A 21974-nucleotide genomic window follows, 5' to 3' on the forward strand; every position below is an offset into this window, starting at 1 on the left:
ACCGTTACGCTTCCGAGCGAAATCATTCGCCGGAGGAACCGCACCATTTCCGCCCGCCATCCCCCCGAACAGCCCGGTTTTCAGGTCGATGGCCACCGGCTGACCCTGCTCGACACGGGGCCCCGGCGGCTGGAGGCGGTGCTGGCGCTGATCGAGGGCGCGCGGGTCTCGCTTCGCATCCTCTATTATATCTATGCCGACGACCGGACGGGGCGGCGGGTGCGCGATGCGCTGATCGCGGCGGCGCGGCGCGGCGTGGCGGTCTCGGTGGTGGTCGACGGGTTCGGCGCGGGCGCGGACGCGGCGTTCTTCCGCCCCCTGGTCGATACCGGGGCGCGACTGTCGCGGTTCGAACCGCGCTTCGGCCGCCGCTACCTGTTGCGCAACCATCAGAAGCTGGCCCTGGCCGATGCCGAAGGGCCCTGCCCCTCCATCATCATCGGCGGCTTCAATATCGAGGATGATTATTTCGGCACCCCCGCCGAGCAGAGCTGGCGCGACCTGGGCCTATTGGTCGAGGGCCCGGCGGCGACGCGGATGGCGGGCTATTTCGACGCGCTGTTCGCCTGGACGGAAAACCCCAAGGGGCGGCTGCGCGACCTGAACAAGGCGCTTTCGCATTGGAGTGAATCGACTGGACGGCTGCGTTGGCTGATCGGCGGCCCGACGCGGCGGCTGTCGCCCTGGGCGCGGACGGTGCGCGACGATATGCGGCGCGGGCGACGGATCGATGTGATCGCCGCCTATTTCACCCCCAGCCCCACCATGCTGCGGCGCCTCGACCGGGCCGGGCGGCGTGATGCCGAGGTGCGGATCGTGACGGCGGGCAAGTCGGACAATGAGGCGACGATCGCGGCGGCGCGCTTCACCTATGCGGGCCTGCTGCGCAAGGGCGTTCGGATTTTCGAGTATCACCTGACCAAGCTGCACACGAAATTATACGTCATCGACGACGCGGTGCATGTCGGCTCGGCCAATTTCGACATGCGCAGCCTGTTCGTAAATCTGGAGCTGATGCTGCGGATCGAGGACCCGGCTTTTGCCGCGCATGTCCGGACCTATGTCGACGGAGAGGTCGCGCGGTCGGAGACGATCACGCCGGACTGGTACAAACGCCATACCGGCTGGTTCCAGCGGCTGCGACAGTTCGCCGCCTATCTGCTGATCGCGGTGATCGACCCGTCGGTATCGCGGGGGCTCAATTTCGGGATCGAGTCGCCGGACGGGGAATGATTGCGTCAGGCGTCATTGCGAGCGTAGCGAAGCAATCCGGGGCGTCACGCTTTGCCCCTGGATTGCTTCGCTATGCTCGCAATGACGGAAGATCAGTCCTTCCAGGCCCAGTAGAGCTGCGCCGGGGGCACGTTCCACCATTCCATGTTGTGATCGATATTGTCCCAGTGCGGCACCAGGAAGTCCTTCACCTTGGGGCTGAACTGATAGACCAGGAACGCGCCGCCGGGCCGCAGCACGTCATGCGTGCCGCGCGCGATCGCGGGGCCGACGCCGGGCGGCAGCGTCGAGAAGGGCAGACCCGACAGGACGTAATCGGCATGATCGAAGCCATGGTCGCGCACGATCTTCTGCACGTCCGCCGCCGATCCGTTCACCGCGGCGAAGCGGGAATCGATGATGGTGTGGCGCAGATAGTCGCAGAAATCGGGATTGGTATCGATCGCGATCAGCTTCGCATCGGGCGCCATCCGCTCCAGAATCGGGCGGCAGAAGGTGCCGACGCCGGGACCATATTCCACGAACAGCTTGGTATTGGCCCAATCGACGGGGGCCAGCATCTTGCGGATCAGCTTGCCCGACGAGGGAATGATCGAGCCCACCATCACCGGATGCTTCAGAAATTGCTGAAAAAACATCTGGCCGGGCGACGGATAACCCGTGGCGTCGGTGCGGGACTTGCGCGCGGCGGTGGTCGAGCTGGGCATCGAGTTCCTGTCGTTCGTGATCCCCGCGTAAGGGACGCGCGAGGGAAATCCCCTCGTCGCACAGGTCCCGAACGACTTTCAAGCTATTGGGTTGCGGCGAAGCGGTGCATTCCGTCGCAAAGCGGATGCGATGGAGGACACGCGATGACCGACAGAACAGGCCAGATCGCGGTGATTTTCGTGTCACAACGGACGGTTAGCGACGGGCAAGGCTATGCCGAGGCGGCGGAGGCAATGGACGCCCTCGCAGCGCGGCAGCCGGGATATTGCGGCGTCGACAGCGTGCGCGGGGCCAACGGGCTGGGCATCACCGTCAGCTGGTGGGCGGACGAGGCCAGCGCGGTGGCGTGGCGGACGCATCCCGAACATGCGGCGATCCGCGAGCGGGGGCGGGCGGAATGGTATGCGCGGTACGAGGTCGCGGTGGCCGAGGTGGGCCGGAGTTACGAATGGGCACGAGAATAACGCCTGCCCTCTGATCTTGCCGCTCCCCTCCCGCAAGCGGGAGGGGATGGGGGAGGGCTGGGAGTCTCACCGAGCCTGTCGCCCGCGGCATGCCCCCTCCCCAAACCCAGTTTCAGGTAAACGATGCCCCGCATCGTTTAGGTCATGCCGGGGGCATGACCGACCTGAAACTCCCGTTCCGGAGGAGGGGCTTCAAGCGGCAGGAGTGATTACGGCGTCTTATCCCCCCGTGGCGTCAGCATCCCCGGCGCGATGAAGCCGATCGGCTGAATCGCGGCGGCCTCCTGCTTCAGCTTGGCGGCGATCTGTTCGTAATCGCGCTCCATCTCCGGCGTGACGCTGGCGCGGGCTTCGGTCAGCGCCTCGTCGAAGGCGGCCATGTCGACCTGCTGTACGTTCAGCGACTTGCGGAGCGCGATCAGGCCCGCCCGGCGCACCACGTCGCCCAGATCCGCACCGGTGAAGCGATCGGTCCGCGCCGCCACGTCGTCCAGGTCGACATCGGCCGCCAGCGGCATCTTGGCGGTCTGTATGCCCAGGATGCGCCGACGCCCCGCCTTGTCGGGCACGCCGACATAGATCAGTTCGTCGAACCGCCCCGGCCGGAGCAGCGCGGGGTCGACCAGATTGGGTCGGTTGGTCGCACCGATCACGACGACCGACTGGAGTTCCTCCAGCCCGTCCATCTCGGCGAGGATGGTGTTGACCACCCGTTCGGTCACCTGCGGCTCGCCGAGGCCACCGCCCCGCGCTGGCACCAGCGAATCGAGTTCGTCGATGAAGATGACCGTCGGCGCCACCTGCCGCGCGCGGGCGAACAGGCGGGTGATCTGCTGCTCGCTCTCGCCATACCATTTGGACAAGAGGTCGCTCGACTTGGTGGCGATGAAATTGGCCTGCGCCTCACGCGCCACCGCCTTGGCCAGCAACGTCTTGCCGGTGCCGGGCGGGCCATAGAGCAGGAAGCCCTTGGCGGGCCGGATGCCCAGACGCCGGAACGCATCCGGGTCCTTCAGCGGCAGTTCGACGCCTTCCTTCAGCTTCATCTGCGCGGTGTCGAGCCCGCCGACATCCTCCCAGCGGACGGTCGGTGCCTGCACCATCACCTCGCGCATCGCCGAGGGCTGGACACGCTTCAGCGCCTCCATGAAATCCTCGCGCGTCACCGACAATGTGTCGAGCACGTCCGCCGGGATCGTCCGCTCCTCCAGGTTCAGGCGCGGCATGATCCGCCGCACCGCCTCGATCGCCGCCTCGCGGGTCAGCGCCGCCAGGTCCGCGCCGACAAAGCCGAAGGTGGTGCGCGCCAGCTCGTCCAGATCCACCTTGTCGCCCAGCGGCATGCCGCGCGTGTGGATGCCCAGTATCTCGCGCCGCCCGCGCTCGTCGGGCACGCCGACCACGATCTCGCGGTCGAAGCGACCCGGCCGCCGCAGCGCCTCGTCGATCGCCTCGGGCCGGTTGGTCGCGGCGATGATGACCAGATTCGCACGCGCCTCCAGCCCGTCCATCAGGGTCAGCAACTGCGCGACGAGCCGCTTCTCCGCCTCGCCCTGCACGCGGTCGCGCTTGGGCGCGATCGAGTCGATCTCGTCGATGAAGACGATCGAGGGGGCGGACTTAGTCGCCTCCTCGAAAATCTCGCGCAGACGCTGTTCCGACTCGCCATAGGCCGAGCCCATGATCTCGGGTCCGTTGATGAGGAAGAATTGCGCGTCCGATTCGTTCGCCACCGCGCGCGCGAGCCGCGTCTTGCCGGTGCCGGGCGGCCCATGGAGCAGCACGCCCTTGGGCGGCTCGACCCCCAGCCGTTCGAACAATTCGGGATAGCGCAAGGGAAGCTCGACCATCTCGCGTAGCTGGTCGATGGTCGAGGCCATGCCGCCGATATCGTCATAGGTGACGTCGGCCCGCCGCGCCTCGCGCGGTTCCTCATATTCGGGGCGCAGCTCGACCTCGGTATTCTCGTCGATATGGACCACGCCCTTGGGGCTGGCCGCGACGACCGCGAGGCGGATTTCCTGCAGCGCATAAGCGGGCGCGTTCATGAACTGCGCGACGCCCGGCGGCATGTTGGTGACGCGCTGCTGCCCCGCCGTCGCCACCACATCGCCCTGACAGAGCGGGCGATTGAAGAAGGTGCGCTTCAACGCCTGGGCCGAGCCCTGCAATCGCAGATTCTCCTGCGCAGGCGCAAAGACGACGCGAGTCGCGGGTTTGGATTCGACCTTGCGCACCTCGACGAAATCGCCCGAGCCGACGCCCGCATTGGCGCGCTGCAACCCGTCGATGCGCAATAAGTCGAGCCCTTCATCCTCCGGATAGGGCGCGACGGCCCGCGCAGGCGTCGCCTGCTTGCCGACGATCTCGACCACGTCGCCCTCGGTAATGCCCAGCGCCGCCATCAGCGTGCGGGGCATATGGGCGAGACCCCGGCCCGAATCCTCGGGGCGGCTATTGGCCACCTGTATCTTGCGGGTCGGCGCGTCGCTGTCGGCCATGATCGTCCCTTGGCAAAGTGTCTGAAACACGAAAGCGCGGGACGTGGGGGCGGGTTCCGGCCAGCGAAAGACCGCTCGGCCCAGCGGAGGCAAAAAAAAGGGCCGATCGAAACGACCAGCCCGGAAAGTTTTTAGGAGAGGATGCCTGAAAGGCCCGTTCCTTTTGCGGTGCGAAACGTTATGTTGCAAGTGCGAAAAGCTTGGTTATGATTGCAGTTTGTGCAATCCTCTGACCAATAGGTCAACGAGTACAGGTGCGGCATGCGCAGGCTCCCCCCGCTGGGTGCGATCGAAGCATTTGTCCAGGTCGTGCGCCTGGGCTCCATCAAGGCGGCGGCCGAGGAACTGGCGCTGTCGGCCCCCGCGCTCAGCCGGCGCGTCCAGACGCTGGAGCGCTTCGTCGGCAAGCCGCTCTTCGCCCGGCGGCATCAGGCGATGGTTCCCAATGAGGATGGCCAGCGGCTGATGGAGCAGATCGCCCCCCTGCTCGACCAGCTGTCCGACGCGGTGGAGGCGATGACCAGCGGACAGGAAGTGCTACGCCTGCGGCTCGGCGTGCTGCCGCTCTATGCATCGCAACGGCTGTTCCCGCATATGGGGCTGCTTCGGGCGGCGCATCCCGAACTGCATCTCGACATCGACACCGCCGGTCATGGCATTGCGCGGCTGGGCGAAGGGCTGGACGCGGTCATCGCGCTGGGTCGTGAGATCGATCCCTCGCTCTATGCCAAGCGACTCGACCGCAACAAGGTGTACGTCATCGGCGCGAAGCGCTTGCTGGAAGGCCCCAACCCGCTGCTGCGGCCCGAACAGATGAACGGGATGACGGCGTTGCTGCACCGCGAGATGCCCGACGCCTTCACCGCCTGGTGCCAGGCGGCCGGGCTGAACGACATCAAGCCCAAGGCGATCGACTTCTTCGATTCGGGCGGACTGATGCTGGAGGCCGTGGCGCAGGGACTGGGTATCGCCTTCATGCATGCCAGCCATTTCGAACACGCGCATGATCCGCGTCTGGTCCGGCTGTTCGATATCGAGGTGGACAGCCCGTACAGCCACTGGTTCGTCTGCCGCCCCCGCGCGTTGCAACAGAAGTCAGTGCGGCTGTTCCACGACTGGCTGATCCGCACGCTGTATCCGGAAGCGGCGTGATCTATCTCCCCCTCCCGCAGGCGGGAGGGGGCTGGGGGGAGGGCCCGCCACCAGCGACGCAGCTTGCGGCCTTCCCTCCCCCATCCCCACCCCCCGGCGGGGGGGGGGCGGCAAGATCATCGTTCGCAGCGAATAACCAACGACAAAAAGCCGCGCGTCCTGTCGGACGGCGGCTTCACGCCTTCAAGCCATTCGTGGGGCGCTATGCAAGCGCCCCTCTCGAATTACTTGATCTTGGCTTCCTTGAACTCGACATGCTTGCGCACGACCGGGTCGTACTTGTTGAAGCTCAGCTTCTCGGTCTTGGTGCGCGGGTTCTTCTTCGTGACGTAAAAGAAGCCGGTATCAGCCGAGCTGACGAGCTTGATCTTGACGGTGGTCGGCTTGGCCATGACCTGGTTCCTGTATGCGTGAAAAAGCGAAAGCGGCAGCCGGAGCCGCCGCTATATAAGGGCCGCGCATGGCCCATATGCCCGCACGAGTCAAGCATTTCGCCGGATTTAAGCCACTCTTTACACGCAAGTGCCTATGGTGACAGCGTCATCTGCCGCTATCGGGGCGGGGTGTGAAAGGGGAAGCATGTGATGGAGCCTGGCGAATCACCCGACCGGGGTATCGGCTTTGCCGAGATTCGCGATCAGCTCTGCGCGCGGATCGCCGCGCTCGACGTGTCGGCCCCTTATGCCCAGCCCCTCGATCTGGTTCAGGGGGTGGAGGCGATTCGCCGGATCGCCCATCGCCATGGCCTGGCCCCGGCCGTCACCGTCACCCATTTCATCGACCGTGCGCTGATGCGGGAGCCCGGCGGCGTCCCCGTCCATGGCTGGCTCGCGATGCTGACCGATGCGATCGCCAGCGAGCGGCAGGATTGGGAAACCGCGAATGATTTCGCCGCCGCCTGTTCGGTGCGTCTGGCGGGTTGATGGATGCGCTGATGATCCTGCTGGTCGCCACCCTGCTGTCACAGGCGGGCGGGCGGCTGAGCAGTTTCGTCGAGCGCCTGGTCGAGCGGACCGGCCGCCCCGTGCCGGTGCTGGTCGGCGTGATGCTGGCGCAGGGCGCGCTGGCGGCGGTCGCGATTCGAATCGGGATGATGCTGGCGCCGCAGGTGACGCCGGAAACGCTCAGCCTGTTCCTGGCGTTCGCCCTGGTGATGGTCGGACTTGGCATGTGCGGGCGATTGCCGCGCCCCGGATCGCCCTTCGGCCCGCCACGCCTGGGGGTGTTCGGCACCGCCGCGCTTGGTGCCGGCCTGATCCTCTCGACGGAATCGGGATTGATCCTGGTGGCGGTCGCCGCGGCGCGCTCCCCCCTGCCCTGGGCCGCGTGGCCGGGTGTGATGCTGGGCTTGGCGGGGGCGCTGCTGCCCGCGATCCTGCTGGGCACGCGCGAGTGGCGGCGGCTGGCCTGGCGCGCGATCCGGGTGTTCGGCGGCGCGGTCATGATCCTGACCGGGATCGTCATCGGACTATCGGCAAAGGGATTGATCTAGGCGATCGATCACACAGCACGGGCTTTGTCCATGGACAAGGATGGAGCCATTGCGTCATCGGATCGTTTACGCAACGAATCCGACAACCACGACCGATAGCGGGAGCCTGTCATGTCCGATATCAATCCGGCGCTCGATACGCCGACCGACCTGAGCCGCAACGCCACCGCCAGCGTCGCCGACGCGCTGAACGGTGCGCTCGCCGATTGCTATGCGCTGTATTTGAAGACCAAGAATTTCCACTGGCACGTCTCGGGTCCGCATTTCCGCGACTATCACCTGATGCTCGACGATCAGGCGACGCAGATCCTGGGCGTGACCGACGCCATTGCCGAGCGGGTGCGCAAGACGGGCAACGTCACGCTGCGCTCGATCGGCGACATCGCGCGCCGCCAGACCATCGTCGACAATGACCGAGACTTCGTGTCGGCCGCCGACATGCTGGTCGAACTGCGCGACGACAATCTGAAGCTGGTCGAGCGCTTCCGCACCGTCAAGGACGCGGCGGAAGAGGCCAAGGACAATGCCACCAGCGGCATCGTCGACGAATGGACCGACCAGGCCGAGGAACGCGCCTGGTTCCTGTTCGAGGCGGGCCGCAAGGGCTGATCGCCCGGCCCCGACCGATACACGAAAAGGCCCCGGTGAACGCCGGGGCCTTTTTCATGTCCGGTGCCGTCAGGTGGCCGCTGGCAGCCATGCGGGCTCGAACTGCGGTCGCCGGGGTTGCAGCGGCGAGAGTTCGCGCAAGACGGGCAGGTTGAGCAGGCGAACCCGGTGCGCCTCGCGCGCGATCAGCCCGTCCGCCTCCATGCCGCGGATCGTCCGATTGACATGCACCGCGGTCAGGCCGAGCAGGTCACCCATCACCTCCTGCGTCAGCGGCAGGTGGAAGCTGTCTTCCTGCACCATCCCGATCGGGCTGAGCCGCGCGTGCAGATCGACCAGCAACCGCGCCAACTGCTCGCGGGCCGAGGCATTGCCGGTGACGGCCAGCACATCCATCAGCGCCAGCCGCTCCATCTGCACCGCCACGGTGAACAGGGCAGCGAGGCGCGGCGCATCGGTGAAGAGCTGACGGATGCGGTCATAGGGGACGAAGGCGGTCACCGCCTCGGTCATCGCGGTCAGCGTGTCGGCGGCGCGCGGCAGCACCATGCTGGGCGAGGCCAGGATGTCGCCGGGCAGATGCACCTTCTGGATCAGGCGATCGCCGCTGCGCAGCACGATCGACCAACTGATCCAGCCCCGGATGTGCAGGTAGAAGCCGCTGACGCTGTCCCCCTCCCGCTGGAAGGTTTCCCCGCGACGCCGAACGACCTCGGCGTCGCCCAGGGTCGTCAACAGCTGCTCCTCCTTGGGGGTCAGGTCACAAAAGGCGCGGAAGCGGTGCGTGGGATAAGGCATGATGCCGCCCTTCTTCCACGCCTTTGCCCGATTACCAACCACTTAGGACATAGAGTCGATCATATATCAAAAGGCGCGACGGGCCGCCGCGACGCATTCTTCGGTCAACGGTAACCGGAACACCAACCGCCCTGGCCGGTTAACCCCTTATCAGGTCAGGAGGAATGCCCCATGCTCAAGCTCGCCATCACCTTTCTCGTCGTCGGACTGATCCTTGGCGCACTCGGTTTCGGGGGCATCGGCGGCGCGTTCGTCGGGATCGCCAAAATCCTGTTCTTCATCGCGATCGCGCTGTTCGTGATCTTCCTGGTGCTCGGGCTGGTCGCGGGCAAGTCGGTGAAGAACGCGATCGACTGACGTAGCCGTGCGCGACTTTGCGGGGCTGCTCGATGCGCTGATCTATACGCGCTCGCGCAACGCCAAGCTGAAACTGGTCGCCGATTACCTTGCCGCCACGCCCGATCCCGACCGGGGTTGGGCGATGGCGGCATTGACCGGTGATCTCGACCTGCCCGGCGTCAAACCCGCGCTGATCCGCGCATTGATCGAACAGCGGGTCGACCCCGTGCTGTTCCGCATGAGCCGCGATTATGTCGGCGACACCGCCGAGACGGTCGCCTTGCTCTGGCCCGCGCCGGACCGACCGCGCGATCCCGAACCGCTGTCGGTCAGCGTCGTCGTGGACCGGTTGCGGCATCTGTCCCGCTCCGACGCGCCCGCCGTGCTGGCCGATATGCTCGACCGGCTGACCGCCGAGGAACGGTTCGCGCTGCTCAAGATGGCGACCGGCGGCCTGCGCATCGGCCTGTCCGCGCGCCTCGCCAAAACCGCCTTCGCGCAGGCTTTCGGCCTGGATGTCGAGGCGGTGGAAGAGGTCTGGCACGGCCTGTCGCCGCCCTATGCCGAGCTGTTCGCCTGGGGTGAGGGCACCGGCGCACAGCCGACACCCGCCGACGTGCCGGTCTTCCGCCCCTTCATGCTCGCCCATCCGCTGGAGGATTTGCGCGTCGACCTCAACGACTATGCCGCCGAATGGAAATGGGACGGCATCCGGGTACAGATCGTCCATGTCGCCGGGCAGACGCGACTCTACAGCCGTACCGGCGACGATGTGACCCACGCCTTTCCCGATGTCGCCAGCGCCTTCGACGCGGTGGGCGCAGTCGATGGCGAGTTGCTGGTCAAGGGCGAGCATCAGGGCGGCACGCTGGAGGATGGCGGCGGTGCCGCCAGCTTCAACGCGCTGCAACAAAGGCTGGGCCGCAAGACGGTGTCGGCGAAGATGCTCGCCGACTATCCCGCCTTTGTCCGGCTTTACGACATATTGGTCGACGGCACCGAGGATGTCCGTCCCCTTCCCTGGACCGAGCGGCGCAAACGGCTGGAGGCGTTCGCGGCGAAACTCGACCCCGATCGTTTCGACGTCAGCGCGGTGATCGAGGCGGAGGACTTCACCGCGCTCGAAGCCCTGCGCGCCTCCGCCCGCGATGCGGCGATCGAGGGCGTGATGCTCAAGCGCCGCGATTCGCCCTATAGCGGCGGGCGGCGGGTCGGCCTGTGGTACAAATGGAAGCGCGATCCGCTGACCGCCGATTGCGTGATGATGTACGCCCAGCGCGGCAATGGCCGGCGTTCGAGCTATTATAGCGATTACACCTTCGGCTGCTGGACCGAGGAGGGCGAGCTGCTGCCGGTCGGCAAGGCCTATTCGGGGATCACCGACGAGGAGTTGCGGTCCCTGGACCGCTTCGTGCGGGCGCATACGGTGCAGCGCTTCGGTCCGGTGCGCGAGGTGGAGAAGACGCTGGTGCTGGAGATCGCGTTCGATTCGATCCACGATTCGAAGCGGCACAAATCCGGGGTCGCGATGCGCTTCCCCCGGATCGCCCGCATCCGCACCGACAAGCCCGCCGCCGAGGCCGATCAGATCGAGACGCTGAAGCGGCTGGTGACGTAGCCGAACCGCCCGGTATCAAGGCCGCGACCAGGAAGGGCTGATGCTGGCGGCGTCGAGGCCCGTGTCGCGCGCGATGGTGCCCGTACTGGACCCCGACGGGCGGTGGTCACGGCCTGAAGCCCATCCCTGCGCGAAGGGAAATGCGATCCGCCCACAGGCCGACCGTGCCGATTTATACGATCGACCCTGTCCCCAAGGGCTTGTGCCCACCCCCCGCCATGCCATATTTTACGACCATGGCCCAGAACAGCGATCTTCTCCCCCATAATTTGGGAATGGCCGGCAATGGGCCCGGCCACGGTCCCGATCATGGCCCGGATCATGGTGACGACGAAGGCACCGGCCTGGGGGTGGCGACGCGCACCCGCGCCCGCACCAAGCAGCCGACGCCCTATCGGGTGTTGATGCTCAACGACGACTATACCCCGATGGAGTTCGTCGTGCTGTGCCTTCAGCGTTTCTTCCGGATGAGCATGGACGATGCGACCCGCGTGATGCTGCACGTCCATCAGCGCGGCGTGGGGGTGTGCGGCGTCTTCTCCTATGAGGTCGCCGAGACCAAGGTGGCGCAGGTGATCGACTTTGCCCGCGCCAACCAGCATCCGCTGCAATGCACGCTGGAAAAGGCGTAAGCGCGCCGACGCCTCCCCGCATCGGGGAATCCTACGCGATCACCCGTTCCGCCGCCTGACGACCCGATAGCCAGGCGCTTTCCACGCGCGGCGCGATCAGCCAGTCGCCGCACGCCGCCAGCCCGGTGTCCCGCCGGTGATAGGCCCCGACCCCCGCCTTACCCGACCGGGCATAGCGCCAACGATGCGCGGTGGCATGAACCGGTATGGGCAGCATGCCCACCCGCTCTTCCAGCGCGCGTAGCAGCGACGCGGTGACCGAAAGCCGATCGCTGTCCATATGCCGTAGCGACCAGTCGGGCGTCGCATGAATCGTCCAGGCCTCGCCGCCGCTGCGACCCGGCTTGGCGGTGTTGCGCGCGGCCCAGTCGATCGGGTCGCAAGCCGATACCCGGTCGGGCGCGGAGAGCCCGGTCTCGAACCCCAGCAGCACGGTCCAGCAGGGATCGGACGGATGCGCCTTCGCCAGTCCGCTCAGGGTCGAATCGATCGGGGCGGCGAGGTCGGCCGTCTGCTCGGCGGGGAGTGCCAATATGGCGACGTCGAACGGCCCCTCGGCCAGCTCGTCATGGCCCAGCCGCCAGCCATCGCCGTCACGCCAAAGCGCCCGGATATGCGTCGACCAGCGGATGTCCAGCTCGGCCGCCATATGCGCGACCAACGCGTTCATGCCCGGCACCCCGACCCAGCCATCCTCACCCGCCGCGCTCCAGCGTGCGACGACACCCTGCCCCGCCCATCGCGCGACCTGCGCGATAAAATTCGGGTCGCGCGCCGTCAGATATTGCGCGCCATAGTCGAAGGCGAAGGTCATGCCCTGCGCCGTCACCACCTTGCTCGCCATGCGTCCGCCGGGGCCGCGCCCCTTGTCGAAGAGGGTGACGTGCCAGCCCTCCTCCACCAGCCGCGTGGCGCAACTCAGTCCCGCCATACCCGCGCCGATGACCGCCGCCGATCCGGCCATAGTCGATTCCTTCGTGATCCGCCGCATCGGGCGCCATCCATCGTTACGCCCGTTGGTCCCGAACGATCCGTCTCATCGGTGAACCGCCCCAAGTATCGGACCGAGTAACGGCACTGATCCATGCTAGACTTTTGCCTGCGGAGCAGTGCGATCAAGGATCGACCGGAAGCGAACGATGTTGTCGCACATGACGAGCGGCCGTCCCTTCCGCTCGGGGGAAGACCACAGGCCGCCCATGTCTATGACAGATGCGACATGACCCCGCCGGATAGGTGGGCCGGTGCGCCCGCCTCTCTCCATCCCTTTGTTCACGCTTGATATTTTCGAATGACGAACCCGGAGAGCTGGTTGCATCAAAGACCATAAGACGGTTCTGGCGGGCAAGTTCCCCTTTGGCGGCGACCGGATCGGGAGCGCCGTTACAGCGCGACGCGCAACGACCTGATCTTCGGTGCCGAAGACGGCCATCCCCGCATGGTCCGCGACTTCGTAAAGGTGTGGAACAAGGTGATGACCGCCGATCGTTTCTGATGATGGGCGGGCGGGCGATCCTAACGCCCCGGTGGCAACCAGCTGAGGTCCAGCCCCTCGAACCGGTCGATATAGCCCGCTTCCCGCACCAGCCGCGCTTCGTCGAGCAGGTGGACGCGCCCCCCTTCGCGCGTGATCAGGCCTTCATCCTCCAACTGGCGGAGCATCCGGTTCACATGGACGGCGGTCAGCCCGATCGCGTCGCCCATTTCCTCCTGGGTCAGGCCCAGAGCAAAGGAGGTGCCGACATCCAGCCCCGCGTGCCGCATCTGGCCGCGCAGCGACAGCAGCAGCGTCGCCACCCGCGCCCGTGCCGAGGTGCGGCCCAGCCCCGCCAGCCGATCGGTGGTGATGACCCGCTCGATCTGGTTGAGGACGAGGATCAGGCTGAGCAACCGGGGATGCTCGTTCGCCAACGTCGCCATCTCCGCCCGGTCGAACGGGCAGACGACGGCATGCGACACCGCGACGATCGTGTCGAGCGAGCGGCCATAGACCAGCGCGGACAGCGCGAAGAGGTCGCCGGGATACAGGAACCGCACGATCTGGCGGCTGCCATCGTCGAGCAGGACATAGCACATCAACATGCCCTGCTTCACGACGAACAGCTCCTCGCTGCGCACCTGTTCGTCGATCAACACCGTGCCACGCCGGATCGTCCTTGGCCGATCTTCCAGCCGCGACAGCGCGTCGCACTCGGTCGGGGTCAGCGAAACCCATTTACGCAGGCGATCAGCAAGCCCCCAGTCAGTCACCGATACCTCATCTCCCGAACGGACCCGTGCCTTAGCCAGCAAGGGCGCGACCCCGCATTAATATCGATCAACCGGCCCTTTTCTTGGCGGAACAGGGGGTCCGCGCCGCGCGATGGAGGTGGCCGGCGGGCGCCCGCCCCCCTTGGCGATACCCCGCACGTCCGCTAGGGGGGAAGGTCTATGGACCGTATCCTCATTCGCGGCGGCAACCGGCTGTCGGGCCGCCTGAAGATCTCGGGCGCGAAGAACGCCGCGCTCACCCTGATGCCCTGCGCGATCCTGACCGACGAACCGGTCACGCTGCGCAACCTGCCGCGTCTGGCCGATGTCGATGGCTTCGGCCATCTGCTGAACCAGATCGGCGCGTCGACGCGGGTCGAGGGCACGCGGCCGGAGGATTTCGGCCGGGTGATGACGATCCGGGCGGGTCAGCTCTTCTCGACCGAGGCGCCCTACGACATCGTGCGCAAGATGCGCGCGTCGATCTTGGTGCTCGGCCCGATCCTGGCCCGTGCGGGCGAGGCACGGGTGTCGCTGCCCGGTGGCTGCGCGATCGGCAACCGCCCGATTGACCTTCACCTGAAGGCCCTGGAGGCGATCGGTGCCGAGATCGAGCTGACCGCCGGTTACGTCAAGGCCAGCGCGCCCGGCGGGCGTCTGTCGGGCGGGCGCTATACCTTCCCGGTGGTGTCGGTCGGCGCGACCGAGAATGCGCTGATGGCGGCCGTCACCGCCAAGGGCAGCTCGGTGCTGGGCAATGCTGCGCGCGAGCCCGAGATCGTCGACCTGTGCCGGTTGCTGATCGCGATGGGCGCGCGGATCGACGGCATCGGGACCGAGACGCTGACCATCGAGGGTGTCGATCGGCTGCACGGCGCGACCTATTCGGTGATGCCCGACCGGATCGAGGCGGGCTCCTATGCCTGCGCCGCCGCGATCACCGGCGGCGATCTGGAACTGGTCGGTGCCTGTGCCGACGACATGCGCGCGACGCTGGCGGCCCTGACCGAGGCGGGTGTGACCGTCGAGGAAAAGCGCGACTCGATCCGCGTCACCGCGCATGGCCCGCTCCAGCCGCTGACCCTGTCGACCGCGCCCTATCCGGGCTTCGCAACCGACATGCAGGCACAGTTCATGGCGATGCTGTGCAAGGCCGGGGGCACCAGCACGCTGACCGAGACGATCTTCGAAAACCGCTACATGCACGTGCCCGAGCTGGCGCGGATGGGCGCGGACATCCAGGTCCATGGCCGCACCGCAATGGTGAAGGGCGTCGAAAAGCTGACCGGCGCGCCCGTCATGGCGACCGATCTGCGCGCCTCGATGAGCCTGATCCTGGCGGGCCTGGCAGCCGATGGCGAGACCTCGGTGAGCCGCGTCTATCATCTGGATCGCGGTTACGAGCGTCTCGAGGAAAAGCTGTCGGCGGTCGGCGCGGACATCGAACGCGTCGGCGACTGACCGTTCCATCCTCCCCAGGCCATGCTTGGGGAGGCCCCGATATCAGTGGAAATCGCGCGAGCGCGGCAGCAGCCGGACATCGCGCGGATGCACGCCGCGCGGTGCCACCGGCTCACGCGGGTCGTGCGAGCGGGTAGCCGCGGCGGGCACATCCTCCAGCCGGGTGAGCATCGCGCTGCGGTCCTCGACCCCCGCCGCCATCAGATGGACGACGCCTTCCTCGCTGCGCTGGACGACGCCGTGGATCAGCATCAGCCGCGATGCCATCACCGCGCGCCGGTTCGCCTCGAAATCGCGTGCCCACATCAACGCGTTGACGATGCCCGTCTCGTCCTCGATCGTGACGAAGATCGCATTGCCCTTGCCCGGCCGCTGGCGGACCAGCACCACCCCCGCCACCTTGGCCCGTCGTCCATCGGCCAGATCGGCGAGTTGCGCGGCGGACAATATGCCCTCGCGTGCCAGCTCGGCACGCAGGAACGCCATGGGATGGCCTTTGAGCGATAGCCGGGTCGCGCGGTAATCGGCGCTGACCTGTTCGGACAGCGGCATGGGCGGCAGGGCGACATGGGGCTCGGCGGCCATTTCGGGGGCCCGCATCGCGGCGAACAGCGGCAGTTGCGCCGACTTCATCCGCCGTGCCTCCCACTGCCCCTCGCGCCGCCCACGTCCGAGCGAGCGATAGGCGTCGGCCTGCGCCAACAGGTCGAGCGCGCGGCGCGGCAGTTGTGCGCGGATCGCCACTGATTCAATGGTCTCATAGGGTGCGTGGTTCGCGATTTCGTGACCCCAGGTTTCGCGGAACCCGTCGACCTGCCGAAAGCCCAGCCGCAGCGCCAACGCGCCGTCCTCGCGCCGCTCCAGCCGATTGTCCCAGCCGCTGTGATTCACATCCACCGGACGCACCTCGACCTTGCCATTCTCGCGCGCGTCGCGAACGAGCTGGGCGGGCGCGTAGAACCCCATGGGCTGCGCATTGAGCAGCGCACAGGTGAAGATCGCAGGCTGATGGCATTTCAGCCAGGCCGAGACATAGACCAGTCGGGCAAAGGACAGCGCATGGCTTTCGGGAAAGCCGTAGGAACCGAAGCCCTCGATCTGCTTGAAGCATCGCTCGGCGAATTCCTGTTCGTAGCCGCGTTTGACCATGCCGCCGACCATCTTCTCATGCAAATTCTGGATGGTGCCGACATTGCGGAACGTCGCCATGGCGCGACGCAACTCATTGGCCTGGTCAGGGGTGAACCCGGCTGCCGTGATGGCCAGCTTCATCGCCTGTTCCTGGAACAACGGCACGCCATATGTCTTGCCGAGCAGCTGATATAATTCATCCGCCGGGCCGTTCCGGGGCGACGGATAGCTGACCGGCTCCGTTCCCGCGCGTCGACGCAGATAGGGATGGACCATGTCCCCCTCGATCGGCCCAGGCCGAACGATCGCGACCTGCACGACGAGGTCGTAGAACTCCTTGGGCTTCAGCCGGGGCAGCATGTTGATCTGGGCGCGGCTCTCCACCTGGAATACGCCGATGCTGTCGCCCTTTTGCAGCATCGTATAGACGCGCGCGTCCTCGTCCTGCGCCAGATTGGTGAGGTCGGGCCGCGGCAGTCCATGCGCCTCCATCAGGTCAAACGCCTTGCGGATGCAGGTCAGCATGCCGAGCGCCAGGATATCGACCTTCATGATCTTCAGCTCGTCGATATCGTCCTTGTCCCATTCGATGAAGGTCCGCCCCGCCATCGCGCCGTTATGGATCGGCACCGTCTCGTCGAGCCTGCCTTGCGTCAGCACGAAGCCGCCGACATGCTGCGACAAATGGCGCGGCGCCCCCAGCAGCCGGTCGACCAGGGTGCGCAGCCGGGCGATCTCGGGATTGTCGGGCGAAAAGCCGTTTTCGTGGAACCGCTTTTCCTCGAACTGCTTGGAGAAACTGCCCCAGACCGTGCTGGTCAGCCGCTGGGTCACATCCTCGCTCAGCCCCAACGCCCGTCCCACCTCGCGCACCGTACTGCGCGGGCGGTAATGGATGACGGTGGCGGCGATGGCGGCGCGGTGACGGCCGTATCGATCATAGATGTACTGGATCACCTCCTCGCGCCGCTCATGCTCGAAGTCGATATCGATATCGGGCGGCTCGCCCCGTTCCGCCGAGACGAAGCGCGAGAAGAGCAGGTCGTGCTTGGTCGGATCGACCGAGGTCACCCCCAAGATCCAGCACACCGCCGAATTGGCCGCCGAGCCCCGCCCCTGGCACAGGATCGGCGGCGTCAGGCTGCGGGCGTGCCGCACCACGTCATGCACGGTCAGGAAATAATGCGCATAGTGGCGGCCCCGGATCAGCGCGAGTTCCTCGGTCAACGAGGCTTGCAACTTGGCCGGAATGCCCTCGGGAAACTTGTCCGCCGCTTCGGTCCAGACCAGCGTCTCCAGCCAATCCTGCGCGGCCCATCCGTCGGGCACCGGCTCATGCGGATATTCGTAGGAGATATGCTCCAGCCGGAAGGTGATGCGGTCGAGGATCGCCACGCTCTCCGCCACCGCCCCCGGCCGGTCGGCGAACAGCCGCGCCATCTCTGCGGCGGGCTTCAGATGGCGTTCGGCATTGGCCGCCAGCCGCCGTCCACCCGTGCGGACGGTCAGGCCTTCGCGGATGCAGGTCAGTATATCCTGTACCGGTCGGTCCGCCGCAGTCGCGAACAGCGCATCGGTGGTGGCGAGCAGCGGCACACCCCGCGTCTCGGCCAGCGCGGCATGGGCGGCCAGCCGCCGCCGGTCCGCGCCCGATCGCGGCATGGTCACGCCCAGCCACACCCGCCCCGGCGCCACCGCGACCAATCGGTCCAGCGTTGCGGCCAGCTCCGGATCGGCGCGGCTGGGCGGCAGCATGGCGTCGGGCACCGGCTCGCAAAGCCGCGCGCTGGAGGTCGGCAGCACGATCAGCAGCAAATCCTCGGCATGACGGGTCAGGTCGCCTAGCCCCAGGATGCACCCGCCCTTCCTTGCGCGCTTGTTGCCCAGCGTCAGCAACCGGGTCAGCCGCCCCCAGCCCACACGATTGACCGGATAGGCGACGATGTCCGGCGTCCCGTCCGCAAAGACGAGACGCGCGCCGACGACCAGTTCGAAGGGGCGCATCCGTTCGCCCAGCTTTTCCCGGATCAGCCGCAAGGCCCGGTGGGCGCGCACCACCCCCGCCACCGTATTCCGGTCGGCAATGCCCAGTCCGTCCAACCCCAGCGCGATCGCCTGCTGGACCATCGACTCCGCCGAACTCGCGCCGTCGAGGAAGGAATAGTGCGTCGCCGCGACCAGTTCAGCGAAGTCGGGCATTACCTTTTTCCTCCCATGCAAAGGGAGGGGGACCATGCGCAGCATGGTGGAGGGGTGTCGCCGCTAGCGAGAATGATCTTCACAAGCCGCGACACCCCTCCATCCGGGCTTCGTCCTGCCACCTCCCCTTCCAGGGGAGGAATTCGGGCCTCTCCCCTCACGCGAACAGTCCGTGCACATACCAGCGCGGCCGCTCGGTCTCGCTGTACAGGCCGTGGCGGAAGATCCAGAAGCGCCGCCCCCGCACATCCTCGACCCGGTAATAGTCGCGAGTCGGCGGCGCCATGTCGGCGCGGCGCCACCATTCGCCCGCGATCCGCTCGGGCCCCTCGGCGCGCGCCACGTCATGCAGCTTGCGCCGCCAGCGGAATCGCGCGGGCGGACCGTCCGGGGTTTCGGCGGCGAGCGATTCGATCGGCTGGGGCGGGTCGAACAGATGGATCGGACGCAGCGGCGGTTCGCCCGCTGGCGGCGGCGTCCATTCCGTCCGCGGTGCGCTATCCGTCGCGGGCAGCAGCAATTCGGCCTGTTCGGGGATATGGCTGTCGCGCGGATGAATCCGCCGCACCCGCTCGCGCCCCAGCCGGGTGCCCAGCCGGTCGATCAGCGCGGTCACCGCCTCCGCCCGCGCCTCGCCACCCTCCAGCCGCAACTGCACCGCATCCAGCTTCTCGGCCAACCCGACATCCAGCCGGATCAGGTCATAGCCGAATCCGGGATCGAGCGGATCGGCCAGCGCCTCGATCCGCTCGGCGAACAACCGCAGCAGCACGGCGGGATCGCGGGTCGGCTGCCCGGTCTCGACCCGCAGCGCCTGCACCTCGCCATCGGCGCGGAATAGCCGCGCGTCCCAGCGGCGTCCGCCCTCATGCCGTTCCTCCAGCAGGCGCGCCGCTTGCGCCGCCAGTTCCTCCAGCACCCCCAGCATATGCTCGGTCCGCGCCACCGGCTCGGCAAAGCGGCGCTCCACCCCGATCGGTGTGGCGACGACGCGCGGGGTCAGCGGGCTGTCCTCCTCGCCGGTCAGCCGCCGGAGCGCCGTTGCCGCCTCACGCCCGAATCGCGACGCGATCGTCGCCATCGGTCGACCCAGCACGTCGCCGACCAGCTTCAGCCCCGCCGCCATCAGCGCGGCGGTGGCATCCTCGTCCAGCTCCAGCGCCGCGACGGGCAGGCGGCGGATCGCCCCCATCTCGTCCGGCGCGGGTGCGCCCGCATGGCGTGCGAGAGCCCGCGCCGCCTCGGGCGTGTCGCCATAGGCCAGCCGCACGGTGAGCCCGCGCCTGGCCATGCGCGTCTCGATATCCTCGGCCAGCCCGCGCTCGCCGCCGAACAGATGATCCGCGCCTGCACTGTCGAGCACCAGCCCCTGCGGCGGATCGAGCGCCACCGCCGGGCTGTACCGCCGCGCACCCTCGGCCAGCCGCTCCAGCCAGTCGGCATCCGCGGCGGGGTCGTGCGGAAACACCTCCACCTCCGGCACCCGCGCGCGCGCATCGGCCAGGGTCAGCCCGACCGTCAGCCCCGCCGCTACCGCTGCTCGGTCGAGCGCGGCGAGCCGGATGCCGCCACCCACCGATTCGGCAAAGACGATCGGCCCCTCATCGCGCGCCACGAACAGGTGCGGACGGCGTGCCCGCAACCGCTCGATCGACAACCAGGGGAAGACGAGGGCCAGATAGCGGCGCGGGATCGAAGCTCTGCGTGTCACGGTTCCACTCCACGCGCCACCGGGCGCCCGCGGGCCCTCCCCGTCGGCGCAGCAATTCCAGATCATAGGCGGGCGCACCCGGCGCATCCGCCGCCAGCGCCCGCGACGGCGCGGGCGCGACCGCCCAGCGGGTCGCCGCCGCGCTGGACACCACCTGCCCACCGATACGCAGCAGGATCATCATCACGCCCGAGGCTTCGGCGGCCAGCATCAACCGGCGCGAGGCCGTCAGGTCGAGCGCGCGCATCGCCCCCCACCCTTCCGTAATCACCGTGCCCAGCCCCGGACAGCGCGCGCCATCCGCCGCCGCGCGCAGCAGCGCCGAATCATCGGCGACCACCACCACGACCAGTTCCTGCGGATCGAGACCCATCGCGATCAGCCCCGGCCCATGGAGTCGCCCGCCCTGCCGCTCGGCCGCTTCGGTGCGCAGCCACAGCACCGGCCGCGCCGCTATCGCCAACACGCACCCGATCGCAAAGCCTGCGCCGCTGGCCGCCTCTTCGGTCGAAAGCACGTGAATCTCATGAAGTTGCGCCGGCGATAGGGATGGCAGCGCACCGTCCGCCCCATCCCCCTCACCAGATCGGCCACGCGCCGCCTGTGCGGCGGCCCCGCGCAGGCGATCGATCAGGGCGAAGGATTCCTCCATATTTGTTCTTGTAATGTTCTAAGTGGGGAGTCGCCAATGTAAAATTTTTGAAAAAAGAGCTTGCCGGTTCGGCACCCCCCCTATATTGGGCCCCTCACCCCGCCGGGATCTACCGGCCGGAACGCCAGAGCGGGCGTAGCTCAGGGGTAGAGCACAACCTTGCCAAGGTTGGGGTCGAGGGTTCGAATCCCTTCGCCCGCTCCAGCGGTCTCTCGTAAGAGATCGCACAGGTCGCGCGACGACCGACCATCTCACCATAATCCATCGCGGTTCCATGGCAATGACCATGCAGGGATAGGCCCCGACATGTTGCCGAGGCCTTTGCTCGCTCTTCAGAGGGGTCGGTTTTCCAACAATGTGCCTTCCCAGAACATCAGCTTGTCCAACAGGCGACGTTCGATGAAGGAATCGGGGACACGCGCCGCATCGGCCATGACCTCCCCGCCCGCCCCATGACGGAAATCGGCGATCAGCCGGTCGCGTGCCTGCTGGAAATCCACCTTTTCACGCTCTTCCCGCCGCGCCTGATCGCAGGCGCGCCAGAAGGCGGGATAATCATGGCGGCCATCGGCTTCGTAAGGCCGCCCGAGATATTGCGCACCGACACGCCCGTTGCGAACCCAATCGCGATGCCGCGCCGCCTTGCTGGCCAATCGGTCCCAGATATAGATTTCGTCGCGTGGCCGGGCAAAGGTCGCGATCTTGCTGGCGGCCGAGCTAAATTGCCGCCGCTGCCCCCTCAGGATCGGCAATCTGTCCGCCCATCGGGGAATATCGACGCACGGGTCGAACGCAGCCGCCGCCTGGATCGCCATGATGGCCGCCGCCACCCCCGCACGGTCCCAGGCGACGAACTTGGTCAACAAAAACGTCGACAGGAACAGGCGTGCGTCATTGGCTTCCACCTGGCCTGAAAACAGCCACAGCCAATGCGTATCGGGATGACGCCTCCGATCGACCCTCGCCTCTCTCGGGCAACACCAGCGGCGGACATCCTGCTCCGCTCTGGCCAGCAACATCCTGC

Annotated in this window: 20 protein-coding genes and 1 tRNA gene; 11 read left to right on the forward strand and 10 right to left on the reverse strand. The window is 67.0% G+C overall.

Annotated elements, in window-relative coordinates:
• Positions 1–45: 45 nt before the first annotated feature.
• Positions 46–1233 (forward strand): phospholipase D-like domain-containing protein, encoded by a 1188-nt coding sequence (locus tag U1H82_RS10380; protein ID WP_322965074.1) that lies wholly within the window; start codon positions 46–48, stop codon positions 1231–1233.
• A gap of 92 nt (positions 1234–1325) precedes the next feature.
• Here the strand turns inward: U1H82_RS10380 and U1H82_RS10385 are convergent, their stop codons facing one another.
• Complete coding sequence (locus U1H82_RS10385) at positions 1326–1940, reverse strand: class I SAM-dependent methyltransferase (protein ID WP_322964854.1); 615 nt, start codon at positions 1938–1940, stop codon at positions 1326–1328.
• 144 nt (positions 1941–2084) lie between these two features.
• Here U1H82_RS10385 and U1H82_RS10390 point away from each other — a divergent pair, with 144 nt between their 5' ends.
• Positions 2085–2405, forward strand: coding sequence for an antibiotic biosynthesis monooxygenase family protein (locus U1H82_RS10390; protein ID WP_322964855.1), 321 nt, complete (start codon positions 2085–2087; stop codon positions 2403–2405).
• Positions 2406–2614: 209 nt separating this feature from the next.
• Here U1H82_RS10390 and U1H82_RS10395 read toward each other — a convergent pair whose 3' ends face one another.
• On the reverse strand, positions 2615–4906 hold the full coding sequence (locus tag U1H82_RS10395) for a CDC48 family AAA ATPase (RefSeq protein ID WP_322964856.1): 2292 nt from the start codon (positions 4904–4906) through the stop codon (positions 2615–2617).
• A 261-nt stretch (positions 4907–5167) separates the two neighbouring features.
• Here U1H82_RS10395 and U1H82_RS10400 point away from each other — a divergent pair, with 261 nt between their 5' ends.
• Positions 5168–6058, forward strand: coding sequence for a LysR substrate-binding domain-containing protein (locus U1H82_RS10400; protein WP_322964857.1), 891 nt, complete (start codon positions 5168–5170; stop codon positions 6056–6058).
• Between the two features lie 224 nt (positions 6059–6282).
• On the opposite strand, the gene rpmG is transcribed toward U1H82_RS10400, so the two are convergent.
• The gene (gene rpmG / locus U1H82_RS10405; protein ID WP_007407030.1) at positions 6283–6450 is read right to left on the reverse strand and encodes a 50S ribosomal protein L33; all 168 of its coding nucleotides are present in this window, start codon (positions 6448–6450) and stop codon (positions 6283–6285) included.
• 192 nt (positions 6451–6642) lie between these two features.
• On the opposite strand from rpmG, the gene U1H82_RS10410 reads away from it, so the two are divergent.
• The 3 genes from U1H82_RS10410 (at position 6643) to U1H82_RS10420 (ending at position 8159) form a co-directional block, all read left to right on the forward strand.
• A complete protein-coding gene (locus tag U1H82_RS10410; RefSeq protein ID WP_322965075.1) occupies positions 6643–6981 on the forward strand; it encodes a hypothetical protein in 339 nt (112 codons plus the stop codon).
• Positions 6982–6992: 11 nt separating this feature from the next.
• A complete protein-coding gene (locus tag U1H82_RS10415) occupies positions 6993–7550 on the forward strand; it encodes a TMEM165/GDT1 family protein (RefSeq protein WP_322964858.1) in 558 nt (185 codons plus the stop codon).
• A gap of 111 nt (positions 7551–7661) precedes the next feature.
• Positions 7662–8159, forward strand: coding sequence for a Dps family protein (locus U1H82_RS10420; RefSeq protein ID WP_322964859.1), 498 nt, complete (start codon positions 7662–7664; stop codon positions 8157–8159).
• 69 nt (positions 8160–8228) lie between these two features.
• Here the strand turns inward: U1H82_RS10420 and U1H82_RS10425 are convergent, their stop codons facing one another.
• On the reverse strand, positions 8229–8957 hold the full coding sequence (locus tag U1H82_RS10425) for a Crp/Fnr family transcriptional regulator (RefSeq protein ID WP_322964860.1): 729 nt from the start codon (positions 8955–8957) through the stop codon (positions 8229–8231).
• Positions 8958–9128: 171 nt separating this feature from the next.
• Here U1H82_RS10425 and U1H82_RS10430 point away from each other — a divergent pair, with 171 nt between their 5' ends.
• The 3 genes from U1H82_RS10430 (at position 9129) to clpS (ending at position 11546) form a co-directional block, all read left to right on the forward strand.
• Complete coding sequence (locus U1H82_RS10430) at positions 9129–9314, forward strand: DUF1328 domain-containing protein (protein ID WP_007407044.1); 186 nt, start codon at positions 9129–9131, stop codon at positions 9312–9314.
• Between the two features lie 7 nt (positions 9315–9321).
• The gene (locus tag U1H82_RS10435) at positions 9322–10914 is read left to right on the forward strand and encodes a cisplatin damage response ATP-dependent DNA ligase (RefSeq protein WP_322964861.1); all 1593 of its coding nucleotides are present in this window, start codon (positions 9322–9324) and stop codon (positions 10912–10914) included.
• Between the two features lie 275 nt (positions 10915–11189).
• Positions 11190–11546, forward strand: a complete 357-nt coding sequence (gene clpS / locus U1H82_RS10440; protein ID WP_322964862.1) for an ATP-dependent Clp protease adapter ClpS — start codon at positions 11190–11192, stop codon at positions 11544–11546.
• Positions 11547–11577: 31 nt separating this feature from the next.
• Here clpS and U1H82_RS10445 read toward each other — a convergent pair whose 3' ends face one another.
• Together U1H82_RS10445 and U1H82_RS10450 are read right to left on the reverse strand one after the other, a co-directional pair.
• Positions 11578–12537: an NAD(P)/FAD-dependent oxidoreductase gene (locus U1H82_RS10445; RefSeq protein ID WP_322964863.1), complete on the reverse strand. Its 960-nt coding sequence runs from the start codon at positions 12535–12537 to the stop codon at positions 11578–11580.
• A gap of 524 nt (positions 12538–13061) precedes the next feature.
• Positions 13062–13796 (reverse strand): Crp/Fnr family transcriptional regulator, encoded by a 735-nt coding sequence (locus tag U1H82_RS10450; RefSeq protein ID WP_322964864.1) that lies wholly within the window; start codon positions 13794–13796, stop codon positions 13062–13064.
• Between the two features lie 180 nt (positions 13797–13976).
• On the opposite strand from U1H82_RS10450, the gene murA reads away from it, so the two are divergent.
• Entirely contained in the window at positions 13977–15257 is a 1281-nt protein-coding gene (gene murA / locus U1H82_RS10455) for a UDP-N-acetylglucosamine 1-carboxyvinyltransferase (RefSeq protein WP_322964865.1), read from the forward strand.
• Positions 15258–15299: 42 nt separating this feature from the next.
• Here murA and U1H82_RS10460 read toward each other — a convergent pair whose 3' ends face one another.
• The 3 genes from U1H82_RS10460 to U1H82_RS10470 all read right to left on the reverse strand — a co-directional run bounded on the left by U1H82_RS10460 (position 15300) and on the right by U1H82_RS10470 (position 20950).
• Positions 15300–18587: an error-prone DNA polymerase gene (locus U1H82_RS10460; protein WP_322964866.1), complete on the reverse strand. Its 3288-nt coding sequence runs from the start codon at positions 18585–18587 to the stop codon at positions 15300–15302.
• A 157-nt stretch (positions 18588–18744) separates the two neighbouring features.
• Positions 18745–20298 carry a DinB/UmuC family translesion DNA polymerase gene (locus tag U1H82_RS10465; protein ID WP_322964867.1) on the reverse strand — a complete coding sequence of 518 codons (1554 nt, stop codon included), beginning with the start codon at positions 20296–20298 and terminating at the stop codon, positions 18745–18747.
• A complete protein-coding gene (locus U1H82_RS10470; protein WP_322964868.1) occupies positions 20189–20950 on the reverse strand; it encodes an ImuA family protein in 762 nt (253 codons plus the stop codon). Before U1H82_RS10470 ends, U1H82_RS10465 begins: the two co-directional genes overlap by 110 nt.
• Before the next feature lie 129 nt (positions 20951–21079).
• Here U1H82_RS10470 and U1H82_RS10475 point away from each other — a divergent pair.
• Positions 21080–21154: transfer RNA gene (locus U1H82_RS10475), tRNA-Gly, on the forward strand.
• A gap of 128 nt (positions 21155–21282) precedes the next feature.
• Here U1H82_RS10475 and U1H82_RS10480 read toward each other — a convergent pair.
• Positions 21283–21969, reverse strand: a complete 687-nt coding sequence (locus U1H82_RS10480) for a hypothetical protein (protein WP_322964869.1) — start codon at positions 21967–21969, stop codon at positions 21283–21285.
• Positions 21970–21974 lie beyond the last annotated feature (5 nt).

Source organism: Sphingomonas fuzhouensis (genome assembly GCF_034659795.1).
Taxonomy (GTDB): Bacteria; Pseudomonadota; Alphaproteobacteria; order Sphingomonadales; family Sphingomonadaceae; genus Sphingomonas; species Sphingomonas fuzhouensis.